The organism is Bacillus sp. FSL E2-0195, assembly GCF_038003645.1.
GTDB classification, from domain to species: Bacteria; Bacillota; Bacilli; order Bacillales; family Bacillaceae_G; genus Bacillus_A; species Bacillus_A mycoides.
In genome coordinates this window covers 1-26,202 of record NZ_JBBOPN010000002.1, presented here as the reverse complement: position 1 = coordinate 26,202, position 26,202 = coordinate 1, and the positions used below count along the sequence as shown (strand labels likewise).

The 26,202-nt window shown below is 34.2% G+C and carries 26 protein-coding genes and 2 pseudogenes; 26 read left to right on the top strand and 2 right to left on the bottom strand.

Annotated features, from left to right (window positions below; all coding sequences use genetic code 11):
* Positions 1-1,441: 1,441 nt before the first annotated feature.
* From MHH59_RS27560 to MHH59_RS27525, 8 genes are all read left to right on the top strand, one after another.
* The gene (locus tag MHH59_RS27560) at positions 1,442-2,584 is read left to right on the top strand and encodes a hypothetical protein (protein WP_340853153.1); all 1,143 of its coding nucleotides are present in this window, start codon (positions 1,442-1,444) and stop codon (positions 2,582-2,584) included.
* 706 nt (positions 2,585-3,290) lie between these two features.
* The gene (locus MHH59_RS27555) at positions 3,291-4,244 is read left to right on the top strand and encodes a hypothetical protein (protein ID WP_098342184.1); all 954 of its coding nucleotides are present in this window, start codon (positions 3,291-3,293) and stop codon (positions 4,242-4,244) included.
* A 19-nt stretch (positions 4,245-4,263) separates the two neighbouring features.
* The gene (locus MHH59_RS27550; protein WP_340853147.1) at positions 4,264-5,757 is read left to right on the top strand and encodes a hypothetical protein; all 1,494 of its coding nucleotides are present in this window, start codon (positions 4,264-4,266) and stop codon (positions 5,755-5,757) included.
* Positions 5,758-5,773: 16 nt separating this feature from the next.
* The gene (locus MHH59_RS27545; protein WP_340853146.1) at positions 5,774-6,223 is read left to right on the top strand and encodes a hypothetical protein; all 450 of its coding nucleotides are present in this window, start codon (positions 5,774-5,776) and stop codon (positions 6,221-6,223) included.
* Between the two features lie 25 nt (positions 6,224-6,248).
* Positions 6,249-6,644, top strand: a complete 396-nt coding sequence (locus MHH59_RS27540; protein ID WP_002169981.1) for a DUF4320 family protein — start codon at positions 6,249-6,251, stop codon at positions 6,642-6,644.
* 268 nt (positions 6,645-6,912) lie between these two features.
* Entirely contained in the window at positions 6,913-8,274 is a 1,362-nt protein-coding gene (locus tag MHH59_RS27535) for an S-layer homology domain-containing protein (RefSeq protein WP_340853140.1), read from the top strand.
* 122 nt (positions 8,275-8,396) lie between these two features.
* Complete coding sequence (locus MHH59_RS27530) at positions 8,397-10,745, top strand: hypothetical protein (RefSeq protein ID WP_340853138.1); 2,349 nt, start codon at positions 8,397-8,399, stop codon at positions 10,743-10,745.
* A 129-nt stretch (positions 10,746-10,874) separates the two neighbouring features.
* Entirely contained in the window at positions 10,875-11,036 is a 162-nt protein-coding gene (locus MHH59_RS27525; RefSeq protein WP_215561192.1) for a hypothetical protein, read from the top strand.
* A gap of 180 nt (positions 11,037-11,216) precedes the next feature.
* On the opposite strand, the gene MHH59_RS27520 is transcribed toward MHH59_RS27525, so the two are convergent.
* A complete protein-coding gene (locus MHH59_RS27520) occupies positions 11,217-11,405 on the bottom strand; it encodes a hypothetical protein (protein ID WP_215561193.1) in 189 nt (62 codons plus the stop codon).
* A gap of 375 nt (positions 11,406-11,780) precedes the next feature.
* Here MHH59_RS27520 and cpaB point away from each other — a divergent pair, with 375 nt between their 5' ends.
* The 11 genes from cpaB (at position 11,781) to MHH59_RS27465 (ending at position 19,518) form a co-directional block, all read left to right on the top strand.
* Positions 11,781-12,641, top strand: coding sequence for a Flp pilus assembly protein CpaB (gene cpaB, locus MHH59_RS27515; RefSeq protein ID WP_340853135.1), 861 nt, complete (start codon positions 11,781-11,783; stop codon positions 12,639-12,641).
* Between the two features lie 16 nt (positions 12,642-12,657).
* A complete protein-coding gene (locus MHH59_RS27510) occupies positions 12,658-13,479 on the top strand; it encodes an AAA family ATPase (RefSeq protein WP_340853133.1) in 822 nt (273 codons plus the stop codon).
* 17 nt (positions 13,480-13,496) lie between these two features.
* Positions 13,497-14,930, top strand: a complete 1,434-nt coding sequence (locus MHH59_RS27505) for a CpaF family protein (RefSeq protein ID WP_340853131.1) — start codon at positions 13,497-13,499, stop codon at positions 14,928-14,930.
* On the top strand, positions 14,923-15,855 hold the full coding sequence (locus tag MHH59_RS27500; protein ID WP_340853130.1) for a type II secretion system F family protein: 933 nt from the start codon (positions 14,923-14,925) through the stop codon (positions 15,853-15,855). Before MHH59_RS27505 ends, MHH59_RS27500 begins: the two co-directional genes overlap by 8 nt.
* 1 nt (position 15,856) lies before the next feature.
* The gene (locus MHH59_RS27495) at positions 15,857-16,723 is read left to right on the top strand and encodes a hypothetical protein (protein ID WP_215561198.1); all 867 of its coding nucleotides are present in this window, start codon (positions 15,857-15,859) and stop codon (positions 16,721-16,723) included.
* 42 nt (positions 16,724-16,765) lie between these two features.
* Positions 16,766-16,972: a hypothetical protein gene (locus MHH59_RS27490; protein WP_215561199.1), complete on the top strand. Its 207-nt coding sequence runs from the start codon at positions 16,766-16,768 to the stop codon at positions 16,970-16,972.
* Positions 16,973-17,040: 68 nt separating this feature from the next.
* Positions 17,041-17,247, top strand: a complete 207-nt coding sequence (locus tag MHH59_RS27485; protein WP_215561200.1) for a hypothetical protein — start codon at positions 17,041-17,043, stop codon at positions 17,245-17,247.
* Positions 17,248-17,317: 70 nt separating this feature from the next.
* Entirely contained in the window at positions 17,318-17,524 is a 207-nt protein-coding gene (locus MHH59_RS27480) for a hypothetical protein (protein ID WP_000879954.1), read from the top strand.
* Positions 17,525-17,609: 85 nt separating this feature from the next.
* Positions 17,610-18,155, top strand: coding sequence for a hypothetical protein (locus MHH59_RS27475; RefSeq protein WP_340853125.1), 546 nt, complete (start codon positions 17,610-17,612; stop codon positions 18,153-18,155).
* A complete protein-coding gene (locus tag MHH59_RS27470) occupies positions 18,152-18,775 on the top strand; it encodes a hypothetical protein (protein WP_340853124.1) in 624 nt (207 codons plus the stop codon). The genes MHH59_RS27475 and MHH59_RS27470 overlap by 4 nt, the downstream gene beginning before the upstream one ends.
* A gap of 650 nt (positions 18,776-19,425) precedes the next feature.
* The gene (locus MHH59_RS27465; RefSeq protein ID WP_404467989.1) at positions 19,426-19,518 is read left to right on the top strand and encodes a DUF3937 family protein; all 93 of its coding nucleotides are present in this window, start codon (positions 19,426-19,428) and stop codon (positions 19,516-19,518) included.
* On the opposite strand, the gene MHH59_RS27460 is transcribed toward MHH59_RS27465, so the two are convergent.
* Positions 19,511-19,693 (bottom strand): hypothetical protein, encoded by a 183-nt coding sequence (locus tag MHH59_RS27460; protein ID WP_340853123.1) that lies wholly within the window; start codon positions 19,691-19,693, stop codon positions 19,511-19,513. The genes MHH59_RS27465 and MHH59_RS27460 overlap by 8 nt on opposite strands.
* Positions 19,694-19,979: 286 nt before the next feature.
* Here MHH59_RS27460 and MHH59_RS27455 point away from each other — a divergent pair, with 286 nt between their 5' ends.
* The 7 genes and pseudogenes from MHH59_RS27455 to MHH59_RS27425 all read left to right on the top strand — a co-directional run.
* Positions 19,980-21,146 carry a DUF4046 domain-containing protein gene (locus tag MHH59_RS27455; RefSeq protein WP_215561204.1) on the top strand — a complete coding sequence of 389 codons (1,167 nt, stop codon included), beginning with the start codon at positions 19,980-19,982 and terminating at the stop codon, positions 21,144-21,146.
* 615 nt (positions 21,147-21,761) lie between these two features.
* A pseudogene (locus MHH59_RS27450) lies at positions 21,762-22,312 on the top strand (hypothetical protein).
* A 123-nt stretch (positions 22,313-22,435) separates the two neighbouring features.
* Positions 22,436-22,618, top strand: a pseudogene (locus tag MHH59_RS27445) (LPD1 domain-containing protein); the annotation flags it as partial.
* Complete coding sequence (locus tag MHH59_RS27440) at positions 22,608-23,921, top strand: DUF3854 domain-containing protein (protein ID WP_340853117.1); 1,314 nt, start codon at positions 22,608-22,610, stop codon at positions 23,919-23,921. The pseudogene MHH59_RS27445 and the gene MHH59_RS27440, both read left to right, overlap by 11 nt.
* A gap of 58 nt (positions 23,922-23,979) precedes the next feature.
* Positions 23,980-24,141: a hypothetical protein gene (locus MHH59_RS27435; protein WP_340853115.1), complete on the top strand. Its 162-nt coding sequence runs from the start codon at positions 23,980-23,982 to the stop codon at positions 24,139-24,141.
* 110 nt (positions 24,142-24,251) lie between these two features.
* Positions 24,252-25,124, top strand: a complete 873-nt coding sequence (locus MHH59_RS27430) for an Rpn family recombination-promoting nuclease/putative transposase (RefSeq protein ID WP_340853113.1) — start codon at positions 24,252-24,254, stop codon at positions 25,122-25,124.
* Between the two features lie 324 nt (positions 25,125-25,448).
* A partial coding sequence (locus tag MHH59_RS27425) for an S-layer homology domain-containing protein (RefSeq protein WP_340853111.1) occupies positions 25,449-26,202 on the top strand: 754 nt, incomplete at its 3' end.

Genomic DNA, 26,202 nt, shown 5'->3' with positions numbered 1-26,202 from the left:
CATAGTTAATTTAATACTAGTAGCTTTTAAACAACTTAAAGACGTTATTTATCTAACATAAAACATCTTGTTTTTTAATAAAGGTGAAAATCATCCGATCCAGGGGCGGATCTTGGGTTTGTATTGACATTAACACAGAATGTGACATTGATATGAAATAAGTTACATAAGAACAGCTTTCCATCAATGTTAATGTCTTATCAACTAAAATAACCATAGGCGCCTGCTGTATCTACGGTGGTCTTCCATAAAGGGGCACTTTTAATATAGAATGTTCAATAATCGCTTTGATTAATATGAAAATAAAATAAATATATAGTGATGGATTTTATAGAACGCTTTGATATGAAGGTTAAATATACTAATGTTTCCTATTGATCATCTAAACAAGTCGATCAATACCTTTTCGGTGTTAATTGATTAATTATGTGTGCAAATAACAAAGTGAATAAAGAGAATGAAATTAACATGTTGACCAGTTATTGAGTGATACTGTTAAGAATATCTATATTATTATCATTAACATTAACATGAAACTATAATGCTATTAACAAGAGATTGATATTTGAATACGACGCTATACTTATTGTTAATTTTGTATCAACTAAAAGGACAACTTGTAAAGGGTTTAGTTTCATAGAGTTAAGAGTGAATTTTGAAGCTCCATCGAAGTAGTGTTTATTTAGGTGAAATATATCAAAAAATAATTGAGATTTGTTATAGAGGTTATTGATGCTCTGAAGTATGTATTGGTTTATAAGTTTTATTATATTTTGTTAGCTTTTAACTCTGGTGCAAGCCTGGGCATGAGCAGGTTCTATAGGTGTTAGTCATTTAGAAGTGTTTCTTATAAGGTTGCTAATGCTGTTAAATGTTGATATGAAATCAACATTTAACAGTGGGAATTTGATCACATGTTAATGTCAATTGATATGTTAATGTGAATGCGTTCTCTGGAATGAGCTTTAATTGTTTACATAACATTAATATGTGAGTTAATTATGTACTAAGTAGTTTTGAAAATCCGGCTGTATATAAAGGTTGCAAGGTTTTGGTGCAAAAACTCTAAAGTTTTTGCAAGTAATCTCCTAAACTTGGATATACTGATAGTGTTACGCTAAAAAAAGTGTGGTTGTTATGGGGAAAGTCCGTTCGAATGGAAATGATAGGAAGTTGAAGGCGTATTATTAAAAGTAAGAAGATATCTACGGTACAACTTCTAATTAAACCAAGTATAGGTTTTATTTCTTATAAAACTTAAATGAGAAAATGTATTGACATTTTAATTTTATAAAGATAATCTTATACATGAATATCAATTGTTTAAGAATTATATACAAATAAATAAATAAAAAAATTGCTAAACGGACACACCGAAGGCGTATTATCTGCCAGCGGTGTGTCTTTTTTGTGTTTTTTGGGAGGGGAGTAAAAGAAAACTATGAATACGCAAATGACTTTTTCCCAACAGAACTTTAAAGTACATGGGGTTAAGTTTTTCGATGGATTATTGAACATCGTAAAACTAGAAAATGAACGAAAAGAATTACCATCTTCAGCTTTAGCTACTTATATCTTGCTTCACTTTGAATGTAATGATATAGGAACGCTACCACGTGAATTTCAAATCATGGATCTTGCTAAGAACAGTGGGATTCCCTACACAACAATTTATACGGGGTTTCAAGTTTGCTTGGGGCGTAAGCTCGTAAAAGAGACACCTGTTGGAAATCGTACTGTATATGAGGTTGTAGATTATGCCTTGTATAACCATACTGCTGCAGAAACTACAAAAACTACAGATATATCACTATCATATTTCCGAATTCCATTTCATCTTATTCAAACAACTATACTTAGTAGTCTTGTAAAGGCTCGTGATAACAGAGGGATTATGTTCCTATTAGAATTAATAAATACTTTTTCGAGAAAAATTGGTATGGAGCATTATAAGCACCAGATTCAAGAGTTCGAGATTACAAGAAGAATGACTTTTTTAAAGGATAAATTGAATCGTAATGCAAAGAAGGTACGACAATACATAGAAATTTTGAAACCAATTGTGCAATTTACAGCAATTGATTCTAAGGAAAAGAAGTCTAGCGACTCTCGCATAGCGCGTGCTAGAAAACAGGTGAAACAAGTCATCATTGAAAAGTTCAATGTGGTGTTTTCTTCAAACTGCGTAGTTGAGAAGGATAAAAAAGATTTACATAGGCCAGTTGCGAAATGCAGAAAGGAAGCAGTATCTCGTTTAAAATATATGGGACAATCATTACGAAAGAAAGATCGTGAAAATATGATGATTGCATTTAAACAGGAAATTGTGGACATTGCTGCATACATGCCAACAAAGGAAAAACAAAACGTATTACTGATTACCGCAATGACTTATGCATTAGATCAGGTTGAAAATTATACGAAAGAGCAAGAAATATTCTCTATTCCTGCATTTATGCGAGTACAATTTAGAGAATTCTGGACTAATTTTACGGAAAAAAGCTTGTCTGTAGAAGAAAGATACGATGTAATGATGAATTATTATAATCAAAATGGTGCCTATCCAGACTTCATAAAATCTTAAAAAATATAGTAAGCAGCAGCCCTTGTTAAAAAATCACATAAAAGCAAGGGTTATTTGGCATGTTCTTTAATTTGAGGACATGTTTTTTTGTTAAGGAAATGTCTTTACCGGCGCTTTTACGTAAATATGTAAACAGTTTATGCTGCTTTTGGATACGATTCATTTTGTTTATAATTCGATTCAATACTTGTGATTATCTTAATACTATATATTAAAACCTGTGAATTCTTAGTAATATGATATTTAGCTTCTTAATTTGTGTTTTTTATGATTCATTACTTGTATGTAATGGGGATAGTACGATATGTAATTTGGTTTATTATAAAAGAACTTATGGTATATAAGGATTCATAAGCACTTGTATTTTCTCTTTATATTTAATACTTGAGTTTAGTTATATATGATTCTTGTATTATTTATATAAAATACTTGAATATATTTTTATTTGAAATATTGTTTTCTTTAGATTAGATACATAAAAAATAAGAAAAATATAAGTGAATATATTAGCATTAGGATTTTTTGAAACTGTTGACTTTTAAAATTCAGAGATGTATTCTAATACATGAACAAGAATTTACTAAGAGAAATATACAAATTAATAGATTTACTCTTTAGCTAAACGGACACACCGAAGGCACATAACCTGCCATCGGTGTGTCTTTTTTTATGTATTAATAACATTTGAAAGGGAGAAATCAGAACTATGAATGAAATTGTAAGCATGAGTAAAGAGAGATTTGCAAAGTATTGTGAGGATAATTCAACGTTTGAAGAAAGTATTAGTCGTATCATTAATCATTACTTTTTATTGTTAGGTAACAAAGCTAATATCCTACAAGAAAGGGAGTTTAATAACGAAGTTGAAGAAAAGAAATTTAAGAACAATGTAAAGCGCTTTGAAACTCTATTCCCAGCAGCAGCCAAGAATGCATTTTTAAAAGGATATCAACTATGCCTTGAGTTTGTACATCATCCTGAAACCCACATTCCAGAGGAGCTATATACTGATTCGAATCTTATTAAAGATATTCCTTTTGCTTTAGTAAATGCATCTGAGTTTGAATTATATGAAATCATTCGAACGGATGAAACACAGGAATTTAGTGTATTTGCAATACGAACATTTGAGGGGATTCGTCCATTACTAGAACAAGTATTTTGCGAAATTGCATTTGCTGGCGCTGAATGCGCGTTTGAACACGAACGATTGGAAAAAGGATTGGAACTAGTAAATGGGGATACCACTACTTTAACTAAAGTTCCTGTAGATCGTCTTTTTGCAATTACGCCCTCAGTAAATGGAGTTGTTGTGCATGCGGAAGAACACTGTGAGATTTGGAATCTAACTTGGAATAGCGGAGTAACGATAGACAATCCTTTCATTGAGCTTGCAGAGGTTACATTTATTTATCAAACAAGAGAGATGATTCAAAAAAGCATTGAAGATGGTGTTTTATACTACAGAATTCTTTATCTCGATACATCATTAAATGAAATTCAAGATCGACTGGAAATACGAATAAAACTTAATTCTGATTTTGAGGCACCACGACCATTGGAGCAAGTTGAAGTGGAGTATATTCTGAATGAGATTTTGGGGAAGATTCATCAACAGGCGCAAATTCCAATTGAAAACATGATTTTAATCCAACGCTAAAAGTTAAAGGAGGTCTACCATGGTCAAAAAAATTGTATTAGCCATCAGTGATACTGTATATACGGCATATTTACGAGAAGATTTTGTTGGCGCGGGATTTGAAGTGGCTGATAGTGATGTAATGCATATTAAATATCTAGATGAAATTTTAGATACGGAACAACCCGAGATTCTATGTATTAATGACAAACGATTAAATATTGATGCGGGACAGGAAGATAAACGTGAATTGATTATCTTACAGAAGTTAAGGGATATACGTTTTAATCGAGATATTCGTATTGTAGTTTTTACAGAACGTGAAAATGATGATGAGTTTTTGGCGAAACTGATTTATCTAGGTATCTATGACATTTTCAACTCTCGTAGAATTGATATTGATAATAAAGTCATCCCGCAGTTGCTACAGGAGTCGGATATTAAGAATGTAGCCGAGATTGTTGGAACAAGTCAGGCACCGCAACAAACGAAATTACCGGACATTCCTGCTGAGGAAGAAGAGGAAGTGCCAAGTGACTTAGAGGAAGGAAGCAATGATGAACCTGCCTCTAAGTCAAAAATATTTAAAAACAAACAAAAACGTAAGTCTGTACAAGAGGAAACGGTAAAAGCACCAATAATTAAAAAGCAATATAAATTATCGTTTGAACCTGTATATGAGAAGCAGATTGGTATAGCAATTCCAAGGAAAACAATTGTTGTGGCCAGTATGAATAGGAGAAGTGGAGCTACTTTTGTTTCACATCTCCTAGCTGCCTATTTGAATGAACTACAGATTGATGTGAACTATATAGAGAATCTATACGATGAGGGATATACGTATCCACTATTAAAGGGCTACACAGAAGCACCAGAAAATTATCGCAGCGAGTTCATGTTACAGCGCTATAAAGAGATGTTACAGAAGGAATCCGATATATTATCGATTCCAAAGTGGAAGCAAGGAAAAATAAACTTTATCGTAAAGAATCCGATTGTAGACCAAGAATTAAAAAATGAAACAGAGCAGGACTTTGACCATTTTATTAAGGTCTTATTGGGGAACCAAGAAGCACCTATTTCTATTATTGATGCAGGGAATGATTGGGACAAAGATTTATACCATGAGATATGCGAAATGGCTGATTACATATTCTTTGTAGCGGAGCCAGATCTTCATCAAATGTTAAAGATAGCACACCCTCTTACGCAAAAAGAAAGAAAGTTAGTTTCCTACTTAGCATTAGAGAAAACAAAAGTAATTGGGAATAAATTTTCATCATCATTGTTAAAACACGAGGTAGTGGAAGAATGTTTAGGACAGAAGTTATTAGCAGCTATACCACCTTATGGGATTGAGGATGTATTTGAAGCACAGTTGAATAGTAGTACGTTACTATCAAGTCGTAACTATTATAGAGAGTTAGAAGGAATAATGAAGAAGATAGCAGAGTTATTACTACCAAACGAATTGCTGAACCAGAAGAAAAGCTCTATATTAAGTGGATTTCGTTTCCGAAAGACCGAAAATTAAGAAGGGATGATAAAAAATGCAAAAATTTATTGTAGCTGCAAGTACGTTGCTATTATTTGTTGGATGCCTTTTCTTTGTAACGGATATGGTGATTGGGGATACAACACATACTGATAATAAATCGTCTTTAGAAAGAGGGGGCGAGATAGCTCTATCTAAGGCTGTAAAAGTAGGTACTCTCCGTGCAGAGGAAGAGATAACAGTTGACCGAGAAGTAGCAGAAAAAGAATTTGAAAAAGCATATAACAGTAATGCAGATTTTAAAGATCCTGCTTCAAAACGTCACTTTTCTGTTCATGTTGTACAGGAAAAACCAGCAATGATCGCTGTTGAAGGTGATGCAGAAGCTGCTAGTTATTTTAAGCAATTTGATGAAAAAAAAGAAACGATAAAGAGTAAAGCAAGAAGTATTATTATCTACGATGCGAATGCAAAAGAAAAACAAATTGGTGGGAACGTAAAATAATAGAAAAAGAGTAGGTGTATAAAGAATGCAAAATACAGTAACTACAGCTCTATTCCTTACACTTTCTTTATTATTAATTAGTCTTCTACCTGAAGGTGTATTGTATGGGATTCAGTTGGTGAAAGCACATAACTTTGCTTCTGATATGGTAGAAAGTGCAGAGAATAAGGGTGGATTTCAATATGATAACAATGGGAAAAGGGTTGATTTAATCCCTGGAATAGAGAAAAGAATGAAAGAAGAAAAGATGGATGGCTGGAAGTATGAGTATACGAAAGGTCGCATAGAGCATGGTCAGCCACTCTCTTTCAAGGTGAATGCAGAACACCATTTCTTCATATTTAAGCTAATTGGAGTAGAAGGTGTAAAGGCTCCGATATGGGCAAGTAAGGATGGAATGGGACAAGTATATTTTAAATAATGAAAGTGAGGTCTATAAGATTCTTGCTATAAAAGAATATGCTGAAAAGTATAGTTTTTTTGCTAGAAAAATATATTTATAAATAAATAAATAAATATATAAAAATACTTTACAAGCCTATTTCTATATGGTGATATTTTCCATATAGAACAACGGTTATAAAAAAACAATATCATATAATTTATATGTTAAATTATCTGGATTTTATGTTCAAATTAGGTACAATAAAAGAATCTATAAAAAACTAATATATTTGGAGGAACAAACAATGGCTAACAAATTTTTAAAAACAGCAACAGCACTAACAATTATGGGAACATCACTTTTAGGGGCGGGAGCATTTACTGCTAAAGCTGCTGATAATACAGATTCATTAAAATTCAATGATGTTCCAGCAAATCACTGGTCTACTAAAGCAATCTATGATTTAGCAAACCGTAAAGTAGTAGCAGGATACGGAAATGGACAGTTTGGTTTTGGTGACAATGTAACTCGTGGACAAGTTGCTCGTATGATTTATGCATATGTAAAACCAGCGGATGCAGATGCTAGTTACAAAAATCCATTTAATGATATCAAAGGACATATGTTTGAAAAGGAAATCTTAGCACTTGCTAAAGCAGGTCTTGTAAGTGGTTATGGTGAAGGGAAATATGGTCCGGATGATATTTTAACTCGTGAACAAATGGCACAGGTACTTACAAATGCATTTAAGTTTAAAGCAACTACAAAAACATTATTCACAGACGTTGATAAAAACTCTTGGGCATATAATGCAATTAATGCAATAGAGGAAAATGGTGTTACAGCTGGTACAGGAAGTAATAAGTATTCTCCACAAATGCACGTAACTCGTGAACAATACAGTCAGTTCCTATATAACTCTATTAATGTAATCGAAAAAGAAACAAAACCTGAAACGAAACCAGAAGAAAAACCAGAAGTGAAGCCAGACCCGAAACCTGAAACGAAACCAGAAGAAAAACCGGAAGTGAAGCCAGACCCAAAACCTGAGACAAAACCAGAAGAAAAACCAGAAGTGAAGCCAGATCCAAAACCTGAAACGAAGCCAGAAGAAAAACCAGAAGTGAAGCCAGATCCAAAACCTGAAACGAAGCCAGAAGAAAAACCAGAAGTAAAGCCAGATCCAAAACCTGAGACACCTAAATTACCAGAGGGGTTAGATGCAAATATTGTATCTAAGGATTTCGAATATTTCCCTGAGGCGTTAGAAAATCCGATGGTTAAAAAACAACTATCCTCTGAAGCCCAAAATATCTTAAAAGGTATTAATAGTAAATATAATACGAATCTTAAATATAATGACCTTCTAGGTTCTGTAAATATTATAGATAAAGGTATGTATCTTCCAGGGGGAAGTCTTGGAGCACAATTTTCTGTAGCGGGAAGTACGAATGATTTCAAGATTTTGTTCTTAGATAATCATCCTGCAACAATAGATTTAGCGAAAAAGTGGACTAGTATGTTAATAGGATTAAACTTGGATCAGGAAATTCAAGAAACTGTAGATGCTAAAACTATTAATAATTATAAAAAGGGTGATTTTAAAATCCGAGTTGGACAATCTATGACAGAGCATACAATGTATATAGACGTTCAACCAAAATAATGATATGATAATTCCGAATGTAAAAATATACTAATGTAAATTCGTATTACGTAAAGGACAAACCTTACGTACCTAACCAAAGGTACAGGTTTGTCCTTTTTTGTATTTTAGGAGGGAAAAGTATGGGGTTTAAACGGAAATTTTTACTTGTGTGCACATCAGCTTTATTAGTTGCACCTACTTTCACGCAAGCGATGAATAATGATGTACCATTCTTAGATGGAAGTGAGAATACGTATTTAATTTCAAAAGACTTACAGTTAACAGGGAAATTCTATCGTCCAGGGAAAGATTATGAGGCAGAGAAGTCTTTATATAGAGCAGATATCCACTATCCTGCTGTATACAATGGTTCCTTTAATTGGGGGAACGATCGTGAGAATCTTGTGAAAAGTGTGGACGATTCAGAACCGTATATTCGTATTGCGAATGAAGGTTATCTAAATAGTTCAGTACCAGCAGGTGATCGAATGGTAACCGAAATAGAAAGGATCAATGCAACAATCATTTCTACTAAATATGGGGGAGAAGGAGAATTTGTTTTAGATAATATAAATAGGCATGTTATAAGTACTTATAAAACTCAGAAGGATTTGGGAGGTTTTTACTGGATTAGAGATATTGCATACCTTTCTGGTGGTTATGCAGGATCTGGAGGTGTAGATGGTGTTAATAAGTTTAACTTGTGGTATGTACGTACAAGTAAACCTGAAATAAAAGATTTTAAAGCCTCTAGTGGTACAAAAAATATGCCTGTGAAGTTTACATTGAACGGTTTTGAGTATGTAAGTAAAAATAAGGGTTATAATGACCGAGACCCAAATGGAACAACTATAAATCCTTATCAAAAAGCTGCTGGAGAACGAAATCGTGTGAAATGGATGCTAGACATTACAAAAGATGGTGAAACAGTGCATCATCAGGAGAATTACTTACGTTCGAATCCGCAAAAAGATAACCAGAAACCAAATGAAGGCGATGCAGGACAATTTAATAAAGAAGATGTAAGCTGGCAGCCGCAAATGTGTGGTCGTTACACTGCAAAAATTAAAGTTACTGACGCTGTTCAAAGGGATTCAAATGAGAAGACCGTAAACTTTAATGTTGATGGTAACTGTGGTACAGAGGTTACACCAGACCCAGATCCAGGTAATGAAGATGATTATAAATATAAAATTGATTTCTCGGCTGACCGTATTGAAGGAGAGACAGCAAGAGAAGGAAAGAATATTAAAACAAGGGTAGATGTATCACGTGATAACTTTAAACCAGAACGTGATCAATATAGAGCGAAGGTAAACAATAATATTAATAAGTCCCAGCAGGAAGTAAATAGCACTGAATCAGATAGAGATAGCGCTCAATCTAGTCTAAGTTATTGCCGACGTAATCCTATCCATGAAGTAGATGCAGAAGGTAATGACCACTACTATGATAGGGATTGCTCTTGGGAAGAAAATAGACTGGACAACGCTGCGGGTAGGCTAGATAAAGCAAGAGAGAAACTAGATAAAGAGAAGAAGAAAATTAAAAAGTTAGACTCGTTAGAAGAAAAATATGCAAACCCAGAAACGGTAGTCGTGCTAAAACATAACGGACAACAAGTGGCGTTACAAAAGGTAAGACTAACAGAGGGAGAAAAGAAAACATTGAACCTTGACTGGCAGCATAAAGGGAAAGGAACAATTCAAGCGGAAATTAACCCTGCTGGTAATCGTATAGATATAGAAGAAACCACATACAAAAATAACCCAACTAAAACGGCTATCTATGCACCATCGCATGAAAAAGGTATGTGCGGTGTAACAAGTGTAAAAGGTGTAGTAGAAACAGTCAGCGAACGTGTTTCTAAAGAGGAAACAGTTGGAGAAATGTACTATGAAACATTAAGCGGAAGTATTGATAGTTTAGTACCATCTAAGCTACATTCTGGCTATGGTTTTTCGTATGAAGTAAACGGAAAATACAAAAATGATTGGAATGCAAATTATCCTGGTGTATTTACAGCAGCAACAGCACAATATCCGTTCGCAGATGAAGGATTAAAATCTAAACAAGATTTAGAACGTAAGACAAATACAGGCTCTACATCAAGTTTTTCTCCAAAAAATATGTATCTTTCGGAGAAAACAGGCCATGTATTTGATAGTAAAAGACCAACTAAGTCTTTATATTGGGATGGGCAAGAAAAGATCATTGATGGGGGACAAAAATGGTATACTCCAATGAAGACGAAAGATGGGGTATATACTTTCAATGTAGAAACAGCTCCAGCAGGTATTAATGAAATGAGTCTGTGTCTAACAGAGCAGGTAGAAAGTAAAGGTGTTGCGTATGATGATTTTATAAAAAGAAGAGTTTTCCCAGATGATCCATTCCCAGGTGGAAGTGGAGTAGGCTGGAACTGGGTAGGTAAAGAAGAACTACTTCATAAACTGACGGATTGGTATTACATGAAAAATGGGAAATAAAAATTAAATATAGTATAATTAGATGAATCGACAAAAGAAATCCATCTTAAACTAGTAGCTGAATGGATAATCCAAAGGCACATCCCTTAATTGGGATGTGCCTTTTTTTCGTAGAAAGGGGAATTTAAAGTGGATAAAAAGAAAAAACATCGTGTTAAACGTGCGATTCTCATTAGCGTTGTCGCAATGATTGTATCTTTGTATATTGGAAGTGAATTTCAGGATCGTAATGGGAAAAGCTATGCTCCTGCAAAGTATTTTGAAACAGGAACAAAATTGATTTCGTTTTAGAAATAATTTTATTTATTTCGTCCACTATAGTGGATGCAGAGACATGACATGTACCATAGTTGATGTTATAATATGTGTAGAAGTATTACAAAGATAGTTTTTGCATAAACTAATAAAGACGAGATGCGTCAACATCTCGCCTTATGTAACTGCTACCGCAAGGTGGTTGGTTACTAGAATTTAGTTATTTTTATTGAACCACCTAGTACGTTTGCGGCGTTGGGTGGTTCTTTTCGTTTTCCGTCGCTTTTTTTGTATTTTCTTCCAAGACGTTGATAGGAATTTACCTACTCGTTTTGCAAAAAATACAGCGACTTCTCTAGCAATAACTTTTAAAATTTCAATTGCTATAGTGAAAAGAATGTCCATTTGGTCACCTCCTTTCCACATAAAATGAAAGAGAAAGGATAGCAACCGACCACCCTGAAATATTCAGTTACGTTACATTTATTATATCATATTTACGAGATGTTTAATAGCTCGTAAACCTTGATATGACAACGTTTTTGAAGGTTTTTTGATTTGTAGGATATGTACTTTTAAATAGAAAAAACAGATATTTTTTTAGAAATGATTGACATAAAACTATATATATCATAATATTGAAATTGTAATATTAAAGAAAATAAATCCAACATTTTCATATAGACTTTAGATTAGCTAAAAGGACACACCTAAGGCGCATTATGCCATAGGTGTGTCCTTTTTTTGCGTTTAAAGACTACATAAGGAGGAATACAAACATTGAAGCCATCTAAGTTTCAAAAGAAGCAGATTGCTGCGGTAGGTCTAGCTGCTGCAACAGTCGCTGGTATCTATGGATACAATCATTTTGCAGTAGAAAATGCAGTGAAACCAACAAAGATTGTTGTAGCCGCAAAGGATATACCTGCTCATACAGAGATTAAAGAGGATATGCTAGTGGAACGAACATTGCCTGGTGATGCGATTCCACCCAATGCTTTACGCGTGAGTAAAAAAGAGGTTGTAGGAAAGTGGACAAATGATGAGCAACCCATTACCGAAAACAGCTATCTCTTCAAAAATAAAGTAGTAAAGAAAGACGAGTTACCTGATTCCGCTATATTAAACCTGAAAAATGGAGAAGTTGCTTTCCCGTTACTCGTCGATCTTGAAACAAGTTCAGGGAATAGTATTATTCCTAACACATACGTGGACTTGTATTTTAAACAGGTCGTGAAAGAAGGAGACAATGAGAAGGTTGTATTCGGTGGTCTTTTCCAGCGTGTACGTGTTACGGCTGCAAAAGATAGTAATACAGAAGATGCATTCGTGTTAGAAAAGAAAGAATCCAAAGAGGAACAAGAGGGGAAACAAAAACCGAAGGTAACTCGTTTATATACACTGGCTGTTTCGCCAGAACAACTCCAATACTTAGATCGTGCGAAAACGCTTGGAGATGTGATTCCCGTTGCAGTTGGCCAAAAGGTGGAACAAACAGGGAAAGGGTTAGAACCAGCTGAAGGATTCTCACAAATATCTGATCAGAAGAACATTTTAGACTATGTAGAGAAACATTCAACCAATCCAATTTCTAAAAATGTAAAAGAATATGTTGCACAGTATCTGAACGAATCCAAATAAGAAAGGGGGTATTAAGATGGAGCGGCAAGTAGGAATAGTTGCCTTTTATGCGACAAACGAAAACGTAGGAAAAAGCACGTTAAGTATTGCGATGGCAAATGAGTTAGCTCATTTAGGGAAAAAGGTGCTTTATGTAGAAGCAGACCAAGTAAGACCAAGCTTTGCAGTTGGAACAGGCCTTGCCCATGACAGCAAAAATATGTTAGAGCTTATTAAAAAAGAAAATGAGTACAATCTCTTGCAGTATATTTGTACAAAACAAGATTTGGTAGAGAAAAAATTGAATCCTAGGTTGATACAAAAATTGCACGATAAGATGGATTTTTTGGTATTTCCATCAGGATATAACATGGCTCACTTCCCTGAGATTCAAAACAAAGAATTATTTGTAACAACATTTATAGAATCGCTTGTAGCCACAGAATACGATTACATCATTCTATCAGTACCAACTGAATTATCAGAGGTATTGAGTTACCCAATCTTATATCAATCAGATATTGTGGTTCATGTGCTAAATAGTAACCCTCGTGGTGCTTTAGCAATTAAGCAAGAATTGCAATTGATAGAAGAAGCGAAGCTGACATTACCTCGTATAATTCATGTTTTGAACATGGGAGATGAGAACTATGTAGAAGATATTGAAAAGCTTTCTTCTCAAAAAATTGCGGTGACCATTCCATATGACAGAGATCGTACAAGCTATGAATGGGGAATGCAGATTGGTTCCCCACAAATTAATACAAAGGTCCATCACATTATGGAAGCAGCTGGTCTTGATATTGCATCCCAGCATACACCCTCTATGAAAAAGGGTATCTTTGGTTTTCGAAATTAAAAGGGGAGGTTAGTAGTATGTGGGGCTATTTACAGGCAAAACAAGTCTCCTTAAAACGAAATCGAGTGGATTTATACCATTTTGGTTATATGATTCGTTCCAAATCGGCTCGAAAATTAGGGACGACTACAGCTCAACAAATTAAAGATATAACGGATGAAATTCGTGCGTTTTTAGTAAAAGAACATCGTGATATCTTAAGTGAGTCCTTTATGAATAAGGAGAAGAGAGCTGCTGTAGAAACGATCATTAAAAACTTTTTGTTAAGTAATCAAGTTGTTATCGCAGATGTTCCTTCGGATCAGTTATTAAACATGGTATGTGATGATATTGTGGGATTCGGGATTATAGAGTCTTTGAAAGAGGATAAGGACGTAACCGATATTTATATAAATGGCACAAAAGAGATTATTTACGAAAAAATTGGGGAGGGAGAATGTACATTTCCTTACCGATTTGAAACGGAAGAAGAAGTCAAAGCTTTAGCCTATAAGATGGTAAACAGTACGTCAGAATCATTAAATACAGCAAAGCCATATGTAGATTGTGTATTTCCGTATATACGTATCAATATTGCGTTAGATGAGCTTGGTGGGCTGGGTACAACGATAACAATTCGTAAGAATGCGGATCACCTTCGAGCATCTGAAGAGCGGATGTTATCTACAAATCAAGCATCGAGAGAGATGTTGGACTTTTTGGCCGCAGCCGTGAAAGCCAAAATGAATATTTTAGTGGCGGGAGCAACAGGTACAGGGAAGTCAGAGTTTATGAAATATCTTGCTTCTCATATTCCGAAAGGGAAGAAGAAAGAACGTACTCTCGTAGTAGAAGATAACCCTGAATTATATTTACATCGTATTTTTCCAGAACATCATTTTGTTCCGATGCAGTGTAGGGCATCGGAAGTAGAAGAGAATGCAATTGACTTTGATAGATTGCTAACAAATGCGTTACGACAAGGACCAAAGCGATTAATAGTAGGGGAATCAAGGGGGAAAGAAGCATTAAAAATGCTGAACTTCTTCCAAACAGGACACCCTGGTTTTACTTCTGTCCATGCAAGAAGTGCAAAAGAAGCAGTTAGACGTTTAATGCTCATGTGTCTGCAAAGTGGTGCAAATATTGACGCCCAGTATTTATATGAATTAATTTCGCAGACATTTGATGTGATTGTCTTTTTAGAGAAGAAAGATGATGGGAATCGTTATATTACAGAGATGATTGAACTATTGGATTATCAAGATGATATACAGTTCAATCAGCTTTCTCAGTTTATCCCGACATATGAGGAACATGATGAAATGAATGAGAGAGTAGGGAAGATTCATGGAGATCATATCGCTACAGCGACAATGTCGGCTGATATGGAAAGGAAGTTCCGTTTTTCTACTGTAAATCCAGCTCTTTATGCACCATTCCTTTCACAACAGGAGGTGCAGTATGCATAGTTTGTTAGCTTATGGATGTATCTTCCTAATATTCATGAGTGTACTATTGTTAGTTTTACTTTTTACAAAATCTAAGGGTTCTGCCCTTTCCCAATTTGTACAAGAAAATGAGAAAGAAGAAAGACGCTTAGAGTTACGGAATATCAAAGGAATAAGGATGTATCTTCCACAATCCGTTATCCAGGAAGCCCAAAAGTACGAGTGGAAACTGACGAAAAGTATGTACTGGGTATATACGGTACTTTCAGGCATGAGTATTGCAGCAGTATTCTACTTTTCCTTTGGGAGAGATCCTTTTACACTGATTTCCGCTTTATGTGGGTTTTTAGTTCCGAGATTTCTTCTCTATCGAAGAAAAAAACGTTACTACTTGGTTGTCATAGACCGTCTATCTATCTATATGAAGGCTGTAGCGAATGCGCTTCAAATTAGTAACAACGCAAAACGGGTATTAGTTCAGGTGAAACCGATGATGCATGACAGTATTCAAGAAGAAATAGAAAAAGTTTCTCTTTTATTAGAAGGTGGAACAACGATGCACCGTGCATTTAGAGGATTTAATGAAACCTTTAATTTTAGAGAATTGGTTTTCTTCCACGAAATGTTGGAAGTATGTAGCCGAGAAGGTGGAGCAAATTCAGTGCAAGTGTTGCTAGATATTGCAGAAGATTTCGAAAAACAAAAGCTATACCTGGCAAGATTACGTTCTAGTTTGTCGCAAGCACAACGTGCTTTTGTACAGAACTGCTTAATAGTCATCGCCATGCCGATTGTCATTATGTTGATGTCAAAAGAAGCGTATGGATTTTTAGCAGGTTCTATGATGGGGAAAATTACATTAACAGTAAATATATTTATTATATTTTTCCTAGCAACACGTGTAGAAAAAATTGCAAATTATAACCCGACAGAAAGGGGGGAATAAGATGGCTGCGTTTTTAGGTTTAGTCATATTTGTTGTCATGTATTGGGTATTCTCCACCTTTCTACAAAGCAAAAAAGACAGTGGGAGTGTACTTACCCATTATGTAGAAAATGCGAAGCGGATTGAAAAGAAGAATTTGAATCAAATGATGCTTGCTCCTTTCCAATCGCTATCGCATAAGTATTTGACTGAAGAAAAGAAAGAGCAGATTCAGAAAAAACTAGAAGAAGCTGGTTTGGATACAAAGCCAGAAGAATATTTAAAAATGAAGGTTGCGTATCCCGTCATTTTCACCTCTGTTTTCTTAAGTTGTACTGTGTTCCATGATTACTACTTATTTAAAGTAGGTTTTCTGGTTTCGCCACTGCTTTACTTCTATCCAGATTATCTATTAAAAAGAAAGATTAAACAGGCTGTAGAGGCAAGAAAGTTTGAGTTACCGGAGTATTTAATTCCGTTGCTGCAGTTGTTAAAGACACATACAACATTAGAAGCAGTAAAAAAGGCACAGATATATGCAGGGAGGCATCTTAGTCCTTATGTATCTACTCTTACAGCGGAATTAGAAATGTATGCGGGTTCGGATCAACCGTTTAGGAACTTCGCAACAGCTTTAAATAGTCCAGAAGTAAACACCTTTACGATTGCGTTACAACAAGCGCAAAAAACGGACAAGGTACAAAGTCTTCGTATTATGGATTCGCAAATCAAAATGATGCGTGAATTAAAACATGAGAACTACAACCGTCTGGTTCAAGATAAACCAATGGAAATGAATAAATTTAACGTTGCGGTTATTGGTTGTATCGTTATATATCCAATGGTCATTGTTATTCAATCCTTAGCACAAGGATTTGCAAGTATATAAAAAGATATTATCCCAAATTGAATAGGTAAAGGAGCAAAATACATGTTAACAAAAATGAAGAATTGGTTAAGAAATGAAGACTCACAATTATCATCAGAAAACGGTATGTTAATCGCCTTGGCGGTTATTATCGTATTAGTCATTGGACCGTTTGTATGGAAAGCAATTCAAGGTGGATATGATACGATCCTGGCTCGATTCACAAAAGCATCAAGCAATGCAGATGTAGATTCTTGGAACAAGAAATAAAAGCTGTAAATAGGTAAATTCTTATCTTAATAGATTCCTAAAATTGATATATAAAGGAGCAAAATAAAATGTTAACGAAAATGAAAAATTGGTTAAAAAATGAGGATTCACAGTTGTCATCAGAAAACGGTATGTTAATCGCTTTAGCGGTAATTATTGTACTTGTTATTGGGCCATTTGTATGGAAGGCAATCCAGGGTGGATATGAAACAATTCTAGCTCGATTCACAAAAGCATCAAGCAATGCAGATGTAGATTCTTGGAACAAGAAATAAAGGCTTTTAATAGTTGATTTTTTGTATTAGTAGATTCTTAACATTTATATATAAAGGAGAAGAAAATAATATGTTAGCAAAAATGAAAAATTGGTTAAAAAACGAAGATTCACAGTTATCATCAGAAAACGGTATGTTAATCGCTTTAGCGGTAATTATTGTGCTAGTCATTGGGCCATTTGTATGGAAAGCAATTCAAGGTGGGTATGATACAATTCTAGCTCGATTCACAAAAGCATCAAGCAATGCAGATGTGGATTCTTGGAACAAAAAATAAATGTAAAAATCAAGGGGGCTACTCTAGAAGTGGTTCCCTTTTTTAGACAGCAATTGTATATGGATTCAGAAAAGGAGAGAAGAGAATGCCTTTGTATATTATAGGATTATTACTAAGCTACATGTTCCTGAATGTATTTACTGATTTGAAATATAGAAAAACAAAAAATATGTGGCATCTACTATTCTTAATTATGGGTATAGGAATCACCTATTTTGCTGGAATACGAACAGGCAAGGAGATTGCGATTGTACTAGTTATGGCCTTAGCATGTGGTTTATTGCTAGAGACGTTTAAATTTTCTTCACCCGGTGATACGAAAATGCTTGTGGTGGTAGCTTTATATGTTAGCAACGTAGTAGAAGAATCGGCTATGCTTACCGCTATTACATTAACAGCTTTCCATTTACTATTCTTTTGGATTGCTAGTATGTATCGATTAATTAAGATTTTAGGGTTTATGGGAGCTATTAAAGACCAATTAGAGCATACTGCCTCTATATTTGGTGCGAAACTGCCAAAGAAAGAAATACAGCTAATACAGAGCTTTCCAGGGGCTTGTTCTATTTTATTAGGAGCACTTGTTTATGTTGCTTTCACTATATATCAAAACGGAGGTATCTTGGCTTGAACAGTAGAATCATTCATCAAAGAGAAACGTATATTTACTTTACGATATTTGCAATAGTAGGAGTACTTCTTGTAAACATGTTTATTAATATGGTGTTTGTACTAGCGTATCCGTTACTTATCGGATTAATTGTACAGGTGGTCTTGTTGCAGAAGATGAAAAAGCCATTTTATCAAAGAGGAAAAGAATTAACGGAACAGTTAAAGCTAAAAAATATATTTCTAGTGGAATCGAATATTTTAGGGGGGGAAGAAGGCATAGTTTATGAGGTGCATCAAATGCCTTTAGAATTTTCTAATGGATTAATCAATAAAGAGAAGAGTTACAAGGTAGTAAAACAAGAGTACGAAAGAAAGGTAAAAGAAGATTTAACGAAAATTGCAAAATGGCAGGTTACAACAAGGGCTAGACTCATTACTACTACCCATTTTCGTCTATATACGATTTGGCAGAAAAATAGTACTGGCTATCAATTGAAAAAAATAGAGGATTGTATTGATCCCTATGCAAAGATGAATCTTATTCAATGGATGCTTGCCTCTTTTTGTACCACTGGTCGTATCAAGTATGACAAGCAGCCTAAAGAATGGTCTAGCTATGAATGGATATCCTTAAAATAATGTAGATAAACAAAGGTATAATCTAAGTGAAGTGAATATGCATTTTTGCATATTCATTTCACTTAGAATTTAGTTATAATAAAGTTGTATATTTAGATATAATGTTTTAAATTAGAAAGAAGATAATAAAGTTTATATTTTTATCTAATTAGAAGAGGTATTTTATATGTTGTGCAATTTACTATAATTGACAATCCCACCCCTAAAGGGGCAAGCTGACAAACGTCAGTGGGATTCTTGCTACCAAAGGCGAAGTCCATTTCTGGTATCGCTGACGTGCAAGATTGCGGTGTGCCATCACCACTCTCACGACAGACCGTATAGGTTCGTGTTCATATGTTTTAGCGTCTTGTTCTTGACGACATATATCATTTTACCGATAGCATGAATTCGGCTACCGAACTCCATATGATATCTTGTTTTCAAGGAACACAATGTCGTTTTAAAGACTTGTACTTGTCTATCGTTTCAGTATAACCAATAAACAACTGTTTTTCTATGAAAAAGCGATCCTTTCATCCCATGCCTAAAGGTGGACTAAAGTGCGATATGGGCTTTCCCACATCGCGAAATCTGTAATATTGAGGCATATTTTACGTCTTATATAGGTAATGAACTAGTAATTTCAGACGTATGGAAAACTATACCAAATAGATGCTCCTGAAGGTATATTCGTTATTTTAGGTGCATGTGCCTTATACGAATTTACAAAAAATGCACCAGGAGAAAACACATCTATATAGATGGGATTTTTGTAATTATTGTTCCTTTTTTCCATTCATACTTCATCTTTAATTGATCACCAATTAATTCTGCTGATAAATTACCATCCATCTTTGTCATTAGACTTTTCGCAATAAGCAAACCTAAATCTGTACCTTTTTTTCCTTGCTTGATCGACTTTATAGAAGCGATCAAAAAGAAAAGGAAATTCTTCTTTTTTTAATTGTTTAGCAGGATTCATTATATTAAGTTGAATGGTAACCTCTTCACTTGAATGCTTGATTGCATTGGTAATTAAATTTTCAATTATACGTTTAACAGCTGATGAATCCGCCATAATATAAATTTATTCCTCAGGAATAAGGATGATAGGTTCTATTTGTACTTTTTGGAAATCATCATAGAAACTGATTAAAGAATCTAATAACAATGTATATGATTTTATGGATTTTTTATTTGCACAACAAAAGGAGTAAATAATATGTATAGCATTGAACAAATATATCAAGAAATTTTAGAAGGTAAAAGAAAGCAATTTCCTAAAAGTACATGGAGTGATGATTATGATAATAATCTAGCAAAACGTGTAATTAAGTATTTTATAGAAAAAGTTTTAAAGAGGGATAAAAAAACAATTCTTAAGAGTTGGAAATCCCAATTAATTATTAAATATAAATTAGGTGGTGTACTTAGCGTTAAATATCATGATAGCCCATATGCCATGATAAATGATGTTTATCCGAATTGTTTTAAAGAATGGGAATTTCAAATGACACCTAGAAACTATTGGACAAAGGAAAAGGCATTGGAAGCATTAAAATGGACGATAGAAGAAAAAGAAAGGTTAACAGATAATAAATTATTGGAGGTTTATAATATTCAGTGGTTAACTAAGCATAATTTGAGTTCACCTTGCCAAATTTTTTGGGGAAATAGTCCTTACATAATGATAAATGAATTATATCCAGACCATTTTAAGGAATGGGATTTTAAAAAAACTCCTAGTCGTTTATGGACAAGAAAAAAAGCGTTGGAAGCATTGAAATGGACGATAGAGGAAAGAAAACAAATGAATAATGAGGAGATAAGAAAAAAAATTAGTGTAATTTGGTTTTCAGAAATAGGCTTAAGGACCCCATTGGCGAGATATTGGAATGATAGTCCATTTAGTATGATAGATGAGTTATATCCTGGATGTTTCAAAGAGTGGGAATTCCAGAAGACACCTAAAAACTACTGGACAAAGAAAAAGGCACTGGGGGCATTAAAATGGACGATAGAGGAAAAAGAAAAGTTAACAAATGAAGAGCTTATAAAAGTCTATAGTAGAAGATGGATAATTAATCAAGGGCTAAGAACCCCATTAGATAGATTTTGGAAAAATAGTCCATATGCCATGCTACACGAGTTGTACCCAGGGAAGTTTAAAGAATGGGAATTAAATAGGGCCCCTCGTGGGTTTTGGACAAAGGAGAAGGCATTAGAAGCATTGAAATGGACGATAGAGGAAAAAGAAAAATTAACTAATGAAGAACTAATAAGGATATATAGTAGAAGGTGGGTAATTAATCAAGGGTTAAGAACCCCATTAGATAGATTTTGGAATAAGAACCCACATGCTATGTTAAGTGAACTATATCCTAATTAATTTATAAAAAATATAAAAGCTTAACATAAATGAAACTCAAGTCAAATTACAACAAATTCTGTTATTAATTTTTTGATTATTTCACTTTTTATCAGTACTCTGCATCTAGACCGTACTTTCGTTGACTGCGGTAAGACTTTATTTCAAAGCTACATTGAGCTCTTTTTATTTATATTTTTTACATAAATAAAAAAGGCCTTATTTTTATATACAGGCCTTTTTTGAATGACGAATGAGATACGACTCAATATCTCGCGTAGGATACTTTTATTATACATTATTTCAATGAAAATAAAAGGAATAATCAGAATATTTAAAGAGGCATAAAATTGTTGAAATACTGGTATGAATTTATTATTATAAAACTATATTTATTGTTTAATTGATTCCGTTTATTCCCACACCTTATGTGTTGTGGTTGAGTTGTAGAAGCAAGTTGCGTCTTGTTTCAATTTTGAAAGGGCTTCTTTGAGCCGATTAGTGTATATATAGCTTATTTTGCTATGCACATTATTAATCGACTTGAAGAAGCCCTTTTTGTGTTGTTTTCAAGTCTGTTTGATTGGTAAAACCCATTATCACAGTGGGCAAAATTATTATTTAGGGGGATTTATAATGAATACGAGTTTTGAAGTATCTATATTTTGTTCTGCACATCCGGATGATTTTATTCCGAGTTTACGAGCATTGCGATTGAGAGTTACAAAAGGAGGAGCTTTTTGGGAACGGGATTGTTATCAGTTTTCAATTAAACCATCAAACTTGTCACAGTAAGTAGCAAAACAAGCAGGGGAAATCTATTTGTATCATGTTCATTTTAATGGATGTGTACGAGATTTCCTTTTTTGTTGGAAAGATGTTTTAGAGGGACAAGTTTTCGCTTTACTGCAATCCGTGGTTTTTTAGATGTAGAAGGGTATTCACTTAAGAAGTGGAAGCCGATTTTACGAAGCCATCATGTAAAGTTTTCAGATGAAGATTGTATTTTCAAGAAAGATGATCTTACAATTCTTGTTCATCATCATGGAGGATTAGAAGTGGCAAAGCGTGCGGAGAAGGGAGAACAATTAAGAAAAGTAAACTTCCTACAGGTAGATAGTTGGTTGCAAGCACTTAATCCGACAAAAGAGGACTTATTCTCTTTAACGGGTGTTAGTGTATCGTAATGAGTGATTTACAGAACCATATGAAAGTGTACAGACAGAGGGAATGACAGAAATCCGTAGTGAAAAATGACTATGAATTTCTGTCCTTTTATTTTATTGGGGAGAGTTTAAGATTTGAGATGTGTGAAATCGACTTTGTTAGATCAAGAACATAGAAGCGATTATTTAGTTTGCGATACATATTCTTTTGTATAAACGTTAGAAGTACAAGGGTAATATCTAAATAGAAGTATAAAGAGTTTAATGGAAGTGATAGTTCCATATATAATAAACAGTATACAAGGAGTTGGGAGACATGAATTATAACATTCAAAGAGGTCAATTTCGTTTAACAAGTGCGTATCCAAGAGGTAGCTGGTGGGAGTTTTATCGTGTTCCTTGTCCAATTTGTCATGATACAGGCAATTGTATGCTGCATGTTTCGCAAGAGAAAGTAGCATGTACCCGTGTAGAAAGCAAATGGGTCTATGGGAAAAATACGAGCAATCCAAGCTACATTCATTACATAAATGGAAAAGATAAGTATCAATTGCCTGAAGTGGATGAAGTTCAGGTTCATGATAAGAAAAGCAATGAGAAATTAGATGTGTTTAATCGTAAGTTAATTGATTTTATACCATTGCAAGATAATCATCATGCACATTTATTAAGAGATAGAAAAATGAACGAGGAACAAATACAAGTACGTCAATATCGTTCCTTCTTAAAACAACAAATTGTGTTAGAAGAGGATAATACGTATACAACCGTTTGGGAGCAGTTATTCAAACAGATTGGGAAGAAAGATTGTTGGCAGGGCGTGCCAGGCTTTTATGAAATGAAAAAAGGTACACTTTCGCTTCGTTTAATGGCAGGCTCCCCTGGTATATTGATTCCTTTTCGAAACCAGTATAATCAAATTGTTGGATGGCAGGTTCGTGTGGATGAAGTGAAAAACTCAGTTCATGTGAAATCTGCACCTACTGGAGTTCAAGCGGAATTAATTGAACAACCTAATGTTGTAAAGGTAACTAAGAATGGTGATTGTATCTTTGAAGGCGAACTAGAAGTGAGCAAAAAAGTAGAAATTTCATTTCAAGAGGGAAGAATTGTTGTAAAGATTCATAAAGGTCAAAAGTACTTGTGGCTCTCATCAGCAAATAAAAATCATGGAACTGGTGCAGGTGGTAGTGAACATCCACTTCCTGTACATGTAGCGGTACCAAGCTCTCACTTGAAACATTGGAATTCGGGTACATTACATCAAACAAAATCAGTAATGATTACAGAAGGTCCTATGAAAGCTGATTTGGTTGTTGATTTAATTCCTCAAAGGCTGAACAAAGAGGAGATATCTAAAGTAGGGACAACAGTACTTGCAATTCCAGGTGTAAATGCATGGCGACTTGCTATGCCTGTATTAAAAGACATGAGTGTAGAGAATGTGTATTTAGCATTTGACGCAGATTTAGTAGAGAACGAGAAAGTAAGAGCGGCCTTAATTGCTTTTGCGACAGAATTAAAGAAAGAGGGCTATAATGTGACGATTGCTGCATGGAATCCAGCACAAGGAAAAGGTTTGGATGATGCTATGCAAGCATTTTTCAAGCCAGTTTTCCGCACAATATAATAAATCGTAAAATTTCAGCTAGGGGATTTTATATAAAAGAAAGGTGTGTATTAAGTACATGAATCTTATGCAACAATTAATGGACGTAGACAAAAAAGCTAGGGAACAAGAAAGAATAGAACTAATTCATAGATTTTATAATGAAGGCGTTTCTATTACGACGATTGCAAATGCGACAAATATGTGCGAAGAGGATATTTCATATATATTAAACAGCTAGTAGCCATATTTGGTGAGATAAATAGAAGGGAAAAAAGATAGAATTGTAATTCTATCTTTTTTTATGCCTTTAAATAAAAATTTTTAAAAGTAGAAGGGTAGAGGGAAAATATGAGTGCATATGTAAAAAAGAAACTAGTAAATTTACGAATTGACTTTGCTTTTAAGCGTCTATTTGGGGTAGAAGGAAACGAAGACATATTAATTGGTTTTCTAAATGCGGTATTACAATCATCTATCAATGAAGAAATCACTTCTTTACACTTAGATGATCCGCATCTTCCAAGAGAGCAAAAGGATGATAAATTGTCTATTTTAGATTTGCGAGCTACACTAAATAGTGGTATAAAAATTAATATAGAGATTCAAGTTCGAGACAAAAAAGATATGATAGAGCGCTCTTTGTTCTACTGGTCAGGTATGTATTATTCCCAAATGACTCAAGGGATGAAGTACACAGAATTAAGACCAACAATTTGTATTAATATAGTGGATTTCATTTTGTTTCCAGAAGAGCAGGAATTTCATAATGTTAATACGGTGATGAACAGAAAATCCAAGCGTATCATTACCGAAAATATGCAGTTGCATTTTCTTGAAATTCCAAAAGTAATTCAAGAATGGCAAGAAGAACGAATGAATCCATGGGAAGATTCTTTAGCGCGTTGGTTATTATTATTTCCTGCGCATGAGGATGAGAGTTTAACTACAATCCTGGAGGCGATAGCAATGGAAAAAGATCCAGTTTTGAAAAAGGCGATAGAGGATTGGGAGCGTTTAAGTAGCGATAAGGATTTTTTACGCTTATATGAGGCGAGAGAGAAGGCAATAAAAGATCGAATATCTGAAATAGAAACGGCAGAAGAAAAAGGTAAAAAGCAACTAATTAAAAACTTGATAAAAGTAGGATTACCTATAGAGAAGGTAGCGGAAGCTGCTGAATTAAGTGTAGAAGAGGTTAATGAAATTTTAAAAAATAAATAGGTGAAAGTGAGAAAAACAGGTAATTGCGTCAGTTCACATGCAATTGCCTGTTTTTTTATTTTTTTCCATTGTAACTATTATTTCGAATAGAATTTTAGCTTATAGACCTTTATTATAATCTATCTTTTAAAAAAATTTAAAAGTGAGAAAAAAGGAATATATTGCATGTTATAATTTATAGAATTAAAATATAAAGATATAGATTTACATTGAACTTCTGTAATGAGTCTAGCACATTAGTTTAGATGAAGTAGTGAGTGTACTCAAGTATTATATTGAGGGGAAATAATCATATAAACGTAATTTGAATGAAGGAGATAATTTATGAAACTTAAACAGACGGTATTAGCAGGCGGTATTATGTTAGCAACAACATTAACACCAATGATAGATGCGCAGGCAGAAGGCAAAAAGTTTAATGATGTTCCACAAGGCCATTGGTCCTTTAATGCTATTACAGATTTAGCAAATAAAAATATTATTGCAGGTTATGGAAATGGTATGTTTGGTTTTGGTGATAACATAACTCGTGGTCAAGTAGCTAGAATGATTTATGCATACTTGAAACCTGCAGATGACCCTAATATTAAAAATCCGTTTACTGATGTCAAAGGGCATATGTTTGAAAAAGAAATCTTATCTCTAAGTAAAGCTGGTATTATGAGTGGCTATGGTGATGGGAATTTTGGACCTGATAATATCTTAACACGTGAGCAGTTAGCTGCTGTGTTAACAAGAGCTTTTAATTTAAAAGCAACAGCAACTAACACTTTTAAAGATGTGGAAAAAAACTATTGGGCTACGAATGCTATCAGTGCATTACAAGAAAATAAAATTGCTGCTGGTACAGGAAACAATATGTTTGAGCCAAAAATGGTTGTAACACGTGAGCAATATGCGCAATTTTTATACAATGCAATTAATATGAAAGAGAAACCAACAACAGAACCAGATAAACCAGAAAAAGATAATAATGGTGGTACAACAACAGAACCAGATAAACCAGAAAAAGATAAAAACGATGGCACGACAACAAATCCTGTAGATTTACTGCCACCTACTCTAAAGAAGGTAGAGG

Excerpts from the sequence above, each read along its gene's own strand:
- MHH59_RS27560 (WP_340853153.1), top strand. The coding sequence starts at position 1,442 with ATGAATACGCAAATGACTTTTTCCCAACAGAACTTTAAAGTACATGGG.
- MHH59_RS27555 (WP_098342184.1), top strand. The coding sequence starts at position 3,291 with ATGAATGAAATTGTAAGCATGAGTAAAGAGAGATTTGCAAAGTATTGT.
- MHH59_RS27550 (WP_340853147.1), top strand. The coding sequence starts at position 4,264 with ATGGTCAAAAAAATTGTATTAGCCATCAGTGATACTGTATATACGGCA.
- MHH59_RS27545 (WP_340853146.1), top strand. The coding sequence starts at position 5,774 with ATGCAAAAATTTATTGTAGCTGCAAGTACGTTGCTATTATTTGTTGGA.
- MHH59_RS27540 (WP_002169981.1), top strand. The coding sequence starts at position 6,249 with ATGCAAAATACAGTAACTACAGCTCTATTCCTTACACTTTCTTTATTA.
- MHH59_RS27535 (WP_340853140.1), top strand. The coding sequence starts at position 6,913 with ATGGCTAACAAATTTTTAAAAACAGCAACAGCACTAACAATTATGGGA.
- MHH59_RS27530 (WP_340853138.1), top strand. The coding sequence starts at position 8,397 with ATGGGGTTTAAACGGAAATTTTTACTTGTGTGCACATCAGCTTTATTA.
- MHH59_RS27520 (WP_215561193.1), bottom strand. The coding sequence starts at position 11,405 with ATGGACATTCTTTTCACTATAGCAATTGAAATTTTAAAAGTTATTGCT.
- MHH59_RS27510 (WP_340853133.1), top strand. The coding sequence starts at position 12,658 with ATGGAGCGGCAAGTAGGAATAGTTGCCTTTTATGCGACAAACGAAAAC.
- MHH59_RS27505 (WP_340853131.1), top strand. The coding sequence starts at position 13,497 with ATGTGGGGCTATTTACAGGCAAAACAAGTCTCCTTAAAACGAAATCGA.
- MHH59_RS27500 (WP_340853130.1), top strand. The coding sequence starts at position 14,923 with ATGCATAGTTTGTTAGCTTATGGATGTATCTTCCTAATATTCATGAGT.
- MHH59_RS27495 (WP_215561198.1), top strand. The coding sequence starts at position 15,857 with ATGGCTGCGTTTTTAGGTTTAGTCATATTTGTTGTCATGTATTGGGTA.
- MHH59_RS27490 (WP_215561199.1), top strand. The coding sequence starts at position 16,766 with ATGTTAACAAAAATGAAGAATTGGTTAAGAAATGAAGACTCACAATTA.
- MHH59_RS27485 (WP_215561200.1), top strand. The coding sequence starts at position 17,041 with ATGTTAACGAAAATGAAAAATTGGTTAAAAAATGAGGATTCACAGTTG.
- MHH59_RS27480 (WP_000879954.1), top strand. The coding sequence starts at position 17,318 with ATGTTAGCAAAAATGAAAAATTGGTTAAAAAACGAAGATTCACAGTTA.
- MHH59_RS27475 (WP_340853125.1), top strand. The coding sequence starts at position 17,610 with ATGCCTTTGTATATTATAGGATTATTACTAAGCTACATGTTCCTGAAT.
- MHH59_RS27455 (WP_215561204.1), top strand. The coding sequence starts at position 19,980 with ATGTATAGCATTGAACAAATATATCAAGAAATTTTAGAAGGTAAAAGA.
- MHH59_RS27440 (WP_340853117.1), top strand. The coding sequence starts at position 22,608 with ATGAATTATAACATTCAAAGAGGTCAATTTCGTTTAACAAGTGCGTAT.
- MHH59_RS27435 (WP_340853115.1), top strand. The coding sequence starts at position 23,980 with ATGAATCTTATGCAACAATTAATGGACGTAGACAAAAAAGCTAGGGAA.
- MHH59_RS27430 (WP_340853113.1), top strand. The coding sequence starts at position 24,252 with ATGAGTGCATATGTAAAAAAGAAACTAGTAAATTTACGAATTGACTTT.